Source organism: Wolbachia endosymbiont of Chrysomya megacephala, assembly GCF_008245065.1.
Taxonomy (GTDB): Bacteria; Pseudomonadota; Alphaproteobacteria; order Rickettsiales; family Anaplasmataceae; genus Wolbachia.
This window is the reverse complement of the sequence record NZ_CP021120.1, coordinates 1,160,977-1,172,716: the sequence shown is the minus strand read 5'-3', so window position 1 is coordinate 1,172,716 and position 11,740 is coordinate 1,160,977. Positions and strand designations below refer to the sequence as shown.

The 11,740-nt window shown below is 33.7% G+C and carries 8 protein-coding genes and 1 pseudogene; 6 read left to right on the top strand and 3 right to left on the bottom strand.

The window, feature by feature from the left end; translation table 11 throughout:
• The first annotated feature begins 40 nt into the window (after positions 1 to 40).
• Both yihA and argB read left to right on the top strand, forming a co-directional pair.
• Complete coding sequence (gene yihA, locus CAI20_RS05600) at positions 41 to 637, top strand: ribosome biogenesis GTP-binding protein YihA/YsxC (protein WP_369800778.1); 597 nt, start codon at positions 41 to 43, stop codon at positions 635 to 637.
• The gene (gene argB, locus CAI20_RS05595; RefSeq protein WP_017531630.1) at positions 612 to 1,550 is read left to right on the top strand and encodes an acetylglutamate kinase; all 939 of its coding nucleotides are present in this window, start codon (positions 612 to 614) and stop codon (positions 1,548 to 1,550) included. Before yihA ends, argB begins: the two co-directional genes overlap by 26 nt.
• A 373-nt stretch (positions 1,551 to 1,923) precedes the next feature.
• Here the strand turns inward: argB and CAI20_RS05590 are convergent, their stop codons facing one another.
• Positions 1,924 to 3,447 carry a hypothetical protein gene (locus CAI20_RS05590; RefSeq protein WP_149168932.1) on the bottom strand — a complete coding sequence of 508 codons (1,524 nt, stop codon included), beginning with the start codon at positions 3,445 to 3,447 and terminating at the stop codon, positions 1,924 to 1,926.
• Between the two features lie 179 nt (positions 3,448 to 3,626).
• Between CAI20_RS05590 and CAI20_RS05585 the strand changes: the two genes are divergently transcribed.
• The 4 genes from CAI20_RS05585 (at position 3,627) to CAI20_RS05570 (ending at position 8,087) form a co-directional block, all read left to right on the top strand.
• Complete coding sequence (locus CAI20_RS05585) at positions 3,627 to 4,904, top strand: adenylosuccinate synthase (protein WP_149168931.1); 1,278 nt, start codon at positions 3,627 to 3,629, stop codon at positions 4,902 to 4,904.
• A gap of 158 nt (positions 4,905 to 5,062) precedes the next feature.
• Positions 5,063 to 7,192, top strand: a complete 2,130-nt coding sequence (locus tag CAI20_RS05580; protein ID WP_149168930.1) for a hypothetical protein — start codon at positions 5,063 to 5,065, stop codon at positions 7,190 to 7,192.
• A 71-nt stretch (positions 7,193 to 7,263) separates the two neighbouring features.
• Positions 7,264 to 7,500 (top strand): translation initiation factor IF-1, encoded by a 237-nt coding sequence (gene infA / locus CAI20_RS05575; protein WP_007302820.1) that lies wholly within the window; start codon positions 7,264 to 7,266, stop codon positions 7,498 to 7,500.
• Positions 7,497 to 8,087 carry a Maf family nucleotide pyrophosphatase gene (locus CAI20_RS05570; protein WP_007302819.1) on the top strand — a complete coding sequence of 197 codons (591 nt, stop codon included), beginning with the start codon at positions 7,497 to 7,499 and terminating at the stop codon, positions 8,085 to 8,087. Before infA ends, CAI20_RS05570 begins: the two co-directional genes overlap by 4 nt.
• On the opposite strand, the gene CAI20_RS05565 is transcribed toward CAI20_RS05570, so the two are convergent.
• The gene (locus tag CAI20_RS05565; RefSeq protein WP_149168929.1) at positions 8,074 to 10,287 is read right to left on the bottom strand and encodes a hypothetical protein; all 2,214 of its coding nucleotides are present in this window, start codon (positions 10,285 to 10,287) and stop codon (positions 8,074 to 8,076) included. The two genes, CAI20_RS05570 and CAI20_RS05565, sit on opposite strands and share 14 nt — an antisense overlap.
• Positions 10,288 to 10,602: 315 nt before the next feature.
• Positions 10,603 to 11,543: pseudogene (locus CAI20_RS06935) on the bottom strand (IS5 family transposase).
• Between the last annotated feature and the right edge of the window lie 197 nt (positions 11,544 to 11,740).

The following is an 11,740-nucleotide window of genomic DNA, read 5'->3' as shown; positions in this document are numbered from 1 at the left end:
GCAATAACACTATAATTGTCTCGAATATTTCTACCTAAGTATAATGGCAAAACAGATAACATCAATCTGCAGCTTCATATTTGGAGCTTCAGACAAAAAATCATTACCAGATGAGTCGGCTCCAGAGATTGCATTTGCTGGTAGATCAAACGTAGGAAAATCAAGTTTAATCAACTTGCTGATAAACAGCAAAAAAGCTGCAAGAGTTTCTTCTAAACCTGGATGCACTAGACAAATAAATTTTTACTCTATGTACAATGATAAGTTTAGGATTGTCGACCTACCGGGTTATGGCTATTCTTGTGCAAGCAAGGAAGAAGCAGTACAATACTTAAACCTAATTGAGTACTATCTAATTCACAGGAGAAATCTAAAAAGAGTGTTTGTGCTTATAGATAGCAAGGTAGGATTAAAAGAAATAGACAAAGACTTTGTTTATTGGTTAATATGTAATAATATTAACTTTAATATTGTGCTAACAAAAATAGATAAAGTGAATCAGGAAAGTCTAGATGCTATTCTAGAAAATACTCAAAAGTGGGTTAATAATGAACATGTATCAATTCATCAAATAAGCATTCGTGTTAAGCATAAAATCACCAAGGTAAGAGATGAGTTTTTCAAATTTACAAGATAAAAAAATGAAAAGTGATGAATCTTTAAATGGTAAGATGCCATTGAAGGAAAAAACAGAAATATTATTTGAAGTTCTGTCTAACATACCTAAATTTGTAGGCGAAACTTTTATCATCAAATGCAGCAGTGTAATAATCTCAGATGAAACGCTGCTTAGTGCTTTTGCGCATAATGTTGTTCTGTTGAAACAGCTTGGTATAAATCCGGTGGTAGTTCATGACGGAGAATATGAAATTAACTTAGTGTTAAAAATGCTAGGTATGAATGATAAGTTTATAAATGGTGTCAGACTTACAGACAAAAGCACTATGAAAATCATTGAAATGGCACTGTGTGGTTCAATTAATAAAAAAATTGTTCAGCATATAAATTCTGCTGGTGGTTCAGCTATTGGACTATGTGGAAAAGATGGCAACCTCATAAAAGCTGAAAAGATAAGCACTACGCTTAGGGAAAATAGATTAAATAATATTGAAAAAATACTAGACATGGGATTTATCGGTAGACCAACTGAAATCAATCCTGATATATTATTCTTTATTGAAGAATCAGATTCTATACCAGTTATTGCACCTATCGGTTATGGAAAAAATGGAGAAACATATCATATTGATACTGATAGCACTGCAAGTGCAATTGCACTTGCAGTTTACGCATCTAAAATGATAATCTTGAGTGATACAGATGAAGAAATAAACAAAGTTGGCAATGGAAGAGTCTTGATTAAAAATTTAAAAGAATCGATTGATTGTGGAAAAATTAAAGGAGAAAAATTTGTTGAAAGGCTTATGTCATATACTAAAATGGTAGAAGAATGTGCAGGGGTTGTTCACATAGTTGATGGTAGAGTACCTAACATTATACTTGATTTATTTACTGAGAATAATTCAGGTATATCAATAATGGATGATTAATAGCTGTACTGCTTATAACCATATGAACATTGAAAATTTGGGAATAGCTTATGTCAAATTCCTATTCTCTTTTCCAGTTTTTTTAGGGTTTTTTTTTCTTGCAAGCATAATAGTTTCGTATACATAATGAAACCAAATGGTATTTTTAGCTTGATAACAGAGGAAAATAAAGAGGGCTTGGGTGTAACACTCAAATAATGATTTACCTTATGGATACCGCTAGAAAAGTTGACTAAGGTATACAATTCTCTCTGCGTCAAGTTACTCAAGATATCGAATCTACAAACGCTTTGGATTGAGTGTGTTTGGTCAATTTGAGTGCTTTAAATGAAAGGCGAAAATTGAGCATACTACGCCTCTGTACACAGTATCTTTAATGCAAATGCCCATGTGATTCCACAGATAATTTCTGTTTTTTGATTCTATCTGTCCATTTACCATTTTCCATATCTTGTTTATTGGTTGCTTTTTTTTCTTGTTCAACAATTGCCTTATCTATCTTCTGATGAATTGCATCAATTGCATTTTTTTCTTTGTATACTTCGCTTTTTCCTTCAACAATTAAATTGGTAAAAATATTTACAACAAACTGCACTTGATTATGATTAACCTGACCTTTTATCGAAGAAGGTAAAGAGTTTAATTCCATCAATACTTCTGATGCTGTTTTATCTTGAGTGGAAAGCCCTAAATTATCTGCTACTTCACTTATTAATAACTCTCTGTTTTCTTTATTATCTTCCAATTTAGTATAATCACGCAGTAGATCCATAACTGAAGATACTCTGACTTCAATAATATCATCAACATCTTCACCTCCTAGAGCAACTCCTGATCCCAATAACCTCTCTCTGAGATTTTTCTTTAAAAGATTGGTAAATTTTTCATTTGCATCCGATCCTGTAGTAGATATTGTACCATCTAAATAGTTGTTTACTTTGATTTGAGTACCTAAGCTATGCTCTATTTGTATTTTTGCCTCAGGTTTAAATCCTAATTTTGCACAGAATTTCTGAAAATATTCTTTAATAGTGTCAAACAAGGTCTTGCCATTGTCTTTATAGTTTTTCAACTCTTCAGGAATAGTAAGTGATAATTTACCATCTCCATATTTTACAAGGTCTTCACCATATTGAGACTCAAGTGTAAATTCTAATGAGCTGGATAGGTCACATATTTTCTCTTCCGGATTGTCAATCGTGGTTATAGGTATTGCCATATCAGACGTCACTTTTATGCGGTTGTGGTCAGTGCAGTAAATGTTTAGCACTTTTTTAGGACTGTGTGGAGTTAAATTACAACTACTGAGTGCGGCATGAGATTCATTAAATATACCAGCCCCATACCCTGCTTGATTACAATTGGTGACTAGCTCTTCTAAAATAGCATTACTTGGAACTTCTGCCCCAGCGTACCTGAACATTTCCTTGAAAATTTCCTTTGCTAATGCACGGTAATCTTTTTTGGAGAATAGATGATAAGAGCTTCTCCCTGCGTTATAAAATCTCTCAAATTCCTTTCTATATTCATCAATTTTTTTTTCATCAGCAACTGTAGGGCTATTACAATGATTTTCCCAAACTTCAGATAGTCTATCTTGATCAAGCTCCTTAAGTACTGGTTCCATAAAAGCTTTACCTTCTTCAGAAAGGTTATCAAAATTATCACGGTTAAAAATCTCATTTTTATAATCTTTAGCTCCTTCCTTAAATGCAATAATAAAATTTTTATCTATTTCTTTTTCATTAATAATAAAATTCATTCTTTGAAAATCTAAGAACATTGTTTCACCGGAATTCGCTAATTTATTATCTTGATCTGCTCTTAATTTACTAAAATTGAATTCTTTAGCTGTGGCCTTTAATCTAACTACCGGACTCTTCTTTGCCTCTTTCATAATTAACACCTTACTATAAATATGCTGTAAGTTGTACCATATAATGATGAATAATTTTATAATATATAAAAAAGTCGATAGTCTATTTCTTTATTTTAGGGATATAGGAAAGGCGTAGATTTCTCTTTTCATTTGTAGCATGCTGCATTAATATTTACGTATTAATCTAGAAAATAGTGATGAATAATATTGTAATTGTTGGTCTGCAATGGGGTGACGAAGGCAAGGGTAAAATAGTAGATTATCTTTCTGAGAATGCAGATGTAGTTGTGAGATTTCAGGGAGGAAATAATGCAGGGCACACTATAGTAATAGATGATGAGGTTTATAAATTAAATTTACTGCCCTCTGCTGTTTTGAGAGCGGACAAAATATCTATTATAGGAAACGGTGTTGCTCTTGATTCACATGCTCTAGTCTCAGAAATAGAGTCATTGAAAGTTAAAGGAGTAGACGTAAACTATAACAACTTGATAGTATCCGAGAGCTGTCCATTAATACTTAGCGTACATAAGGACAAGGAAAAGCTATTTGAAGATTTAAACGGAAATCACAAAATTGGTACAACAAACAAAGGGATAGGGCCATGTTATGAAGATAAAGTTGGCAGGAGAGCTATACGCCTTTGTGACTTAGAAAACACAGATGAGCTCAATCAAAGAGTGGATGCTCTCCTGAGTTACCATAATGCTATCAGAAAAGGACTTAACTACCAGGTAGTTAAAAAAGAAGAAATATTAAAGGAAATTCAAGAGATTTCAGAAAAAATTCTTTTATATAAAAAACCTGTGTGGAAGATACTAAATGATTTTATGAAAGAAGGTAAGAAAATAATATTTGAAGGCGCTCAAGGCGCATTTTTAGATATCGACCACGGAACTTACCCTTTTGTTACTTCAAGTAATACCGTAGCATCGCAAGCGATAACAGGCTCAGGATTATCCTACAATGCTCAAATTATTGGTGTAGCAAAAGCGTATACAACAAGAGTGGGTAATGGTCCATTTCCTACTGAACAAAATAACGAGATTGGAGACAGCTTATTTTCTATAGGTAAGGAACTTGGAACAGTAAGCAATAGAAGAAGGCGCTGCGGATGGTTTGACGCAGTTTTAGTGCGCCAGGCCGTACAACTCTCTGGAGTTTCAAGCATTGTATTAACCAAATTAGATATTCTTGATTCTTTTGATACTATTAAAATAGGCACTGGTTATAAGTATGGCGGAAAAATGTATGATTATTTACCCGCATCACATTCAATACAAAAAGAATTAGAGCCAATATATGAAGAATTTCCTGGTTGGAAAGAGAAAACTCAAGGCAAAAGGTCAGTTAAGGAATTACCTGCAAATTTGATGAAATATGTGAGAAAAATAGAAGAATTAATAGGTGTACCAATTCATCTAATTTCAACTAGTCCCAATAGAGAGGATGTTATTAAGCTTAAAAATCTATGAAAACGTCTTGTTAACTTTTATCTAATAAAAAACGATACTTGTGTGACTTCAAGCAATCTATTATGCAAAGTAGCAGCGTAAACGTACAGTGAGCAGTGTGATTTTTCTTAAATACATGTTGATTGTTATAATATAAACATAGTTAAAGGAGGCGTATTATGATTGCAGGTTTGACTAAGGGAGACAAAGCAGTAAGAGCGGAAAAAACAAGTGATCAGCCGAGAGAACTGTCAGTTGCAGAATATGTAGTTAAGTCAATACATGACTTGCAAAAATTGCATAATAGATTATGTTCATCACAGGGCAACAATTGTGTTAATGATAGAGAGAAGTTTGTCCAAGATAGTGATGGGCTTGGTATATTTCAATTTCTCAAAAGCTATATTAATGATGCAGAAAAAAATGAGCCTTCCATTAAGAACCTTACTATAATGAAATTTCTTCGCTCAATTATAGAAGATAGGGAACTGTATAAAAAGTTATGCAGTTTCGATGATTTTCTCGATTGTGAGTTAGAAAATTTGAGAGATAAGATAAGCTTATTAGCGCTTTTGAGAGAAAAGATGGACTTTGCTGATATACAAAAAGCTTATGATAATTGGCGTTTTAATGATCTAATAGGTGATAATGATTTTAAGCGAATGTACGTGGATCAAGCAGTAAAAGAAAGAGAAAAGCCTGTTAATGAGGACTTTGAGAAAAATATAGGTAAATACATAGAGTTAGTAAAGGAAGGAAAAGAAGTTGCAAGTAGGTATTTTGGAAAATGGAAAGAGGACTTTCAAGTTTACTGTGAAGAAATTGACAATAATAATAAAGTTTTGAATATTAACCTTACTCATTACGACAATAGTGAGCCAACAAAGATTAGTGACGTTTTACAGCAAGAGAAAGATATTAAAGAACTGAATATCTATTGCAATAAAAAACATGAAATACACGCTCGTAAAAAAGATAAGAAAAGATATTATGAATTTAAAGAAGGTGCATATTATGAAATGACAAGCACTTGGCCTGCAAAAGATGGATCAGGAATGTGTACCATGATTATGAATGTGAGTAGAGATGGCATAACTGAAATACTAAAATTTAATGGTGAAGATTTTGTTTCATCGAAGGAGATTCTAGAATTAATAAAGCAAAACGATGAATTATATATTCAAGGTCTCTCCTTATACGATGCTGTAATGGAATCACTAGAAGAGAATAGGGCTACTCCTATTAATCTTTACAATGAATCTATGGTGGCTTATCAAGGTAAGGAACCAGAGGGGAAGTTAGATCATAAAGTTGATGCTGATAATAGCCTTCCTTCTTCTCCTTCTATTAATAGCAATGCATTGGAAGCCAATTTACAGCACACTGAAACTCAACCAGAAATTGCTTCACAACAAATAACTGATTTACAAAACAGTTTTAGAAAAGAAGAGCGAAAAAACACGGAATTGCAAACTGAACTGGCACAAAAAGATGAAAAGTTAGCAAGTGTGTTAGCAGAGTTACAAGAGAAAGCACAAGAACTTAAAAATGTATGTGAAGCAAAAGGAAAGCTAGAGGGTAAGCTAAAAGGTGTTAATACAGAAAAGAAGGAGTTAGAAGACAAATTAAAAGAAGCAGCACACATAATGAAGGAAAAGGAGCAGTATATAAGCAATTTAAAACTTCAAGTGCAAGAGTTGAAAGATGAGTATAAAGCACAATTGGAATCTTATGAACAAGGGATATGCAAACTAGCATGGGAAGTTGAAGAGTTAAGAAGCAAGCTAGAGTGTGAGAATGAATGGGATGATAAAGTTGTAGAAATAGCTGATGGACTGGGAGAAAAAATTCATGCTGATGAACAAAGAAGCCTCAATAATCAATTTTATACTCCAACAAGAAATATTTTTAATGAGACTAATAATGAGTCTTGTGTTCCACTGGAAGAAAAGATGACGTTACTCAGATCTTCAAGCTCTGATGGCGGATATGGTAGTGATAATGGTTTATCTTCTAACATGAGTTCTATTGAACAAAGAAGCTTCAATCATCAATTTTATACTCTAGCAGGAAACGTTTTTAGTGAGCCTGATAGTGCCTCACAAAAGAAGACAGAGTTATCCAGATCTTCAAGTTTTGATAGTGGACTTGATAGCGATGAGGAAAATTGTGATAATGATTTATCTTCTAAAATAACTTCTATTGAGAAGGTAGTAGAGAGTAGAAGCGTAGGTAGCTCGCTTTCCTCTTGCATTGTTAAGGAGATGATTGGAGTTAAGTTGCAAGAGCAATACTCAAGTAGAGTATAAAAATCTCCTGTATTGATAATAATTTAAAATCTATAGTAGACTGAAAAAGATTATTAAATTATAATACGACAATGATAAAAGAAGACAAATCAAAAACAATTTTTGAAGTGGAAGGGGCAGTAACTGCTTTACTACCTGCAGCAGAATTTAGAGTGAAGCTGGACAATGAACATGAGATTATCTGTCATGTATCAGGAAGAGTGAGAAGAAGTAAAATACGTATTATTATAGGCGATAGAGTGTTAGTTGAGATGAGTATTTATGATAGGAATGCAAGAAAGGGTAGGATAATAAAAAGGCTAAAGTGATAGAACAATCTCTAGATAATCTTATTCTTGCTTCATCATCAGAAAGGCGAGTAGCCTTACTCAAACAAATAAATATTAAGCCAGGTTTGGTTTTGCCAGCAGATATAGATGAATCGCCTTTGAAGAAAGAACTGCCAAAAGATTACTCAATCCGTATGGCAAAAAGTAAAGCCGAGAAAATACAAAGTGCAAATCCAAATTACTTTGTGCTTGGTGTGGATACAGTTGTTGCTTGTGGTAGAAGGATATTGCTCAAAGCTGAAAACGTTGAACAAGCAGAAAAATGCGTTCGCTTGTTATCAGGAAGAAGGCATAGAGTATACACCAGTGTGTGTTTATTAATTCCTGATCAATCTAAACAGCATATTAGGACTGTAGTTACAATAGTGAAATTTAAGCGTCTCAGCGAACAAGAAATTAAATATTATTTAGCATCAGAAGAGTGGAAAAACAGGGCAGGGGGATGCAACATACAAGGCCTTGCGGGAATGTTTGTATTATTTTTACGTGGTTCTTACTCTTCTGTAATAGGGTTACCATTACATGAAACCAATTGCTTGCTAAGTAATTACTTTAACCTATACTAATACCACTGTCCTTTTTTTGTTTTTCTTCAGCAATAAGTTTAGCCCAGATTCTATTTCTATTTGCTAATGCAATTCTATTGCGATCAGGACTATCATTGCATTCTGTTAAAGTATCTTTTCTTTCCTCTTCTACTATTCCAGCTTTCAGTTGTGCTGCATCTTTTTCTAGCAATTTATATAGTTCGCTATTTTTGTCTATAGTCAGATTAGTATTATCATTTTCTTGTTCTGCTACTTTTCTTTCTAATAACTTACGTACAGGGTCATATTTTTTACCTTCTTTTACTTCTTTCAACATACTTTCTGAGAATAAATCTTTAGTAGCCTGGTCTCTCAATCCTTTATTCAATTTTTCCAATGTATCTTTTGGTTCAATGGTTTCTAATTTCCTCTCTAATTGTTCAGGATTTACCTGAAAATTATCGTGGCTAGTGTAAGTTGGAGATGAGTAACCTGAGTCGTTTATTTCTTCCTCCGCTGCATTGTCTTTTAGCAATCCAGCTGCTAATAAATGTTCTTTTGTTTGTTCACTCATTTTCTTTTGATTTACTGGTTTTAGCGGGAATTTCTGAGTTTCTTTATCCAACCTACTGGTAAATTCCGTAAGTAGGGTATAATCTCTTTGTTCAACATTCATTAGGCTCGCTTTTAACTGTCCAGAATTTACTCGAGATTGTTCATGATTAGAGTGAGTTGGAGATGAATAGCCCGAATCGTTTGTTTTTATATCTGTTGAGCTGTATTCTAGCGATTCATTTTCTTGTTCGGTTTCTTTTTGTTCATCGTTTCCTCTTTCTTCGTTTTCCTTAGTGCTAAGATAATCTTTTTCTTGTTTATAATCTGATTGAGGTTTTGAAAGCGTTATATACTCATCTTCGTTATCGCTCCAACCATCTTCGAAGTCAGAAAATTCTTCACCATACTTACTTGCACTACGTAATAACTCATTTTTTGCTTTCCATGCAAGAATCGAAGCTACATCATTTAGTGATTGCTTATTTCCAGTATTGCTTGATTCTTTAGCGTTTTCATACTTAAATGCACCTTTAACTTTTTTGAATGCAACGTCTTGTGCTGCTGCAGTGCTTTCATTAGTTGTAGGATCAAAAATTGCACCTTTTTGCCGATTATTAGATATTTGCTCACTTTCATCTGATCTTCGGCTTCCAGATGCAGTATATCCAAACGTAGTAAATGTAGACTGCCTATCGTTTTGATTTTGGCTTACAGATTTGGTGAAAGCAGTACTGTTTGAATGATCAGAATATGGAGAATTGTAGTTATTTCCACTATTAATCCGTATTGGCTGATACTCACCTTTTTGCTGATTATTAGGTAATGAACTAGTTCTAGTTGGCAGTGACGGTGGAATCTTTTTAGCAGATGCGTTATTAGAATGTGTAGTGCTAGTCGTTGCATGCTTAAACTTAACTTCTTGATCTTGAGTAGCTTGAACGCCAACACCTTTACTAATATCATTTTCTATGAAAGTTTCAGATGATTGTTGATTCTCTTGTTCTTGTCCTTTCTCCTTGAATTGTATTTGATATAGGAATAAGCCACCTATTTTTACATCTGTGTTTGCTTTTAATTGTTCCTCAGTAACACCATTACGTTCAGTGAGATCTACACCATCTTTATCAATCTTGATTTTGATAGTACATTTTTTGCCATTTTTGTCATGCCAATTCAAAGTCATTTCATATGAACCATCGGTTACAACATAATGCCTTATTCTTTTCTCTCCTTCTTCGGCAACAAAACCGTGCATTCCGCTCTTTCCATCACTATGCAGCGTTGAAAATCCCGAAATTCCTTTCTTCTGACAAAAGTCACTATTTAAAAACTCGCTGATTTTAAACTCTTTTTTGTCATCTCCCAGTGTAATACTTGCGTGATCGCCATATATTGAAACTCCTGCGATATCATCAACATACTCTTTTAACCTTGCTTTAACTTCACTTTCAAGCTTTTGTTCGGCTTTCTTTATCTTGTTCTGCTCTGGAAGAATAACTTCATAAGCTTTATTTTTGTCTTCATCTGTCTCCAAATTCCAGACGGAGTGCTCTATTAGAAACTTTACTACATTAAAACCAACTCTGGAATTATAAATTGGGTCGTCTTCCTTTTTTATTTCATCGAATAAAGTAAAAAATCCTCGAATGAATTCATGATATTGTTGTGTGCTTTGAGTATTCATATTTTCCCTCACTAATAACCCTCTGCCTTTTAGCCTTAGCTAGTACAATTATTACGGGAATTGATTTAGTTTTTATTAAAGAAGTTGTATTGCTAACGTGATGACATGAGCTATTTTATGTTCACATCAAGCAATTTAAGTTGTCATTCCAGTCTGGAATCTAGATTTTTCTAGACTTGATCCTATAGTCAAATTCATAACTACAAACGTTGTAGTATAAGAGTAATTTTCACCAAAAAGTATGTCATTTGAGTAGCTGACACTGGGATGGCTTTGTTGCACAGCTCTTCGGATAGTGGGTAATGTATAATAAATTCATGAAGCTATATCAAACTTAGCCATGCCTATTTCAGTAAATTTGTTAAGCAAATAACACTTGAGTAGCAGTTCCTTCTCACGATTAATCTCAGATTTATTCCTAAAACTAAATCCAAATATTTGCTTCAGTCGCGAGAAAAAACTTTCTATATAAGATCTCTTCCAATAATTTATCTCTTTTTTCCACCTCTTCATACCATCTTCATCATATGACTTTATGAGCTTGATTGTAGAATTTCTCTCATTCATATAATCCAACTTTGGATGCTCTACTGCATTATTTTGCGGAGGAATCCTTGTCTTTATGTCAAGCTCATCGCACAGTTTGTATAACTTCTTTCGATCTATCTGCATATATCGTGCTTATGTTATACTTGGTATCCACTCTTTCAATAAGATCACAGGCTCCATAGTGGTCGGAATAAACTCCACTACTGTATTTTGCAGCTATAACTTTTTTACTACCTATCTCTAGCATTACATCTTGTTTGCTCATAGCGGCGATACTTTCTATCTGTACCATTTGCCTTACTATGGCCTGGAATATTATTGTAGATGCTGATACCTGTACTATCTATAGCAATTTCAATATCTTCCATATCGTTCTTATCAACTCTGCAGTCGTTGATTTTGATATTAAGCTTTTTAAACCTTCTTGAAGCCTGCGAATAGCTGATAATTTGCAAAATTTTCCCTATTTGCTCAAGATATTTCTCTATAAATCCCACTGTTTGCCTAAGACCAATCCTGAATAGATAGGTTATTATGTGAATTAGAATCACTACTTTGTCGCTGTAGACATTGTTGCCACCTGCTACTTTTGGACTATTTTCGTACCAATTTTCAATGGCATCGTTGATATAATGAAAAACATTTCCCCTTTCTTGAAGAAATTTGTTATATTCATTGCAGTTACTGACTTTCATTCTTATTGGCATATTTTTCCTTTGTCGGCTAAATATCTATTTTATAACAAATTCCATCAGTAACTGCCTGTTCTTTCCTTGAGTGGTGCAACAAAGCCATCCCAGTGTCTGGGCACTGGGATGACAACAAAGGGGCTACTTGAACAGAGGCTATTTAGGTAACAAGAGGTGACAAGAAAAGAAGCGCTGGTTTCATACGTACCTGAACA

Excerpts from the sequence above, each read along its gene's own strand:
- CAI20_RS05565 (WP_149168929.1), bottom strand. The coding sequence starts at position 10,287 with ATGAATACTCAAAGCACACAACAATATCATGAATTCATTCGAGGATTT.
- argB (WP_017531630.1), top strand. The coding sequence starts at position 612 with ATGAGTTTTTCAAATTTACAAGATAAAAAAATGAAAAGTGATGAATCT.
- CAI20_RS05590 (WP_149168932.1), bottom strand. The coding sequence starts at position 3,447 with ATGAAAGAGGCAAAGAAGAGTCCGGTAGTTAGATTAAAGGCCACAGCT.
- CAI20_RS05580 (WP_149168930.1), top strand. The coding sequence starts at position 5,063 with ATGATTGCAGGTTTGACTAAGGGAGACAAAGCAGTAAGAGCGGAAAAA.
- infA (WP_007302820.1), top strand. The coding sequence starts at position 7,264 with ATGATAAAAGAAGACAAATCAAAAACAATTTTTGAAGTGGAAGGGGCA.
- CAI20_RS05585 (WP_149168931.1), top strand. The coding sequence starts at position 3,627 with ATGAATAATATTGTAATTGTTGGTCTGCAATGGGGTGACGAAGGCAAG.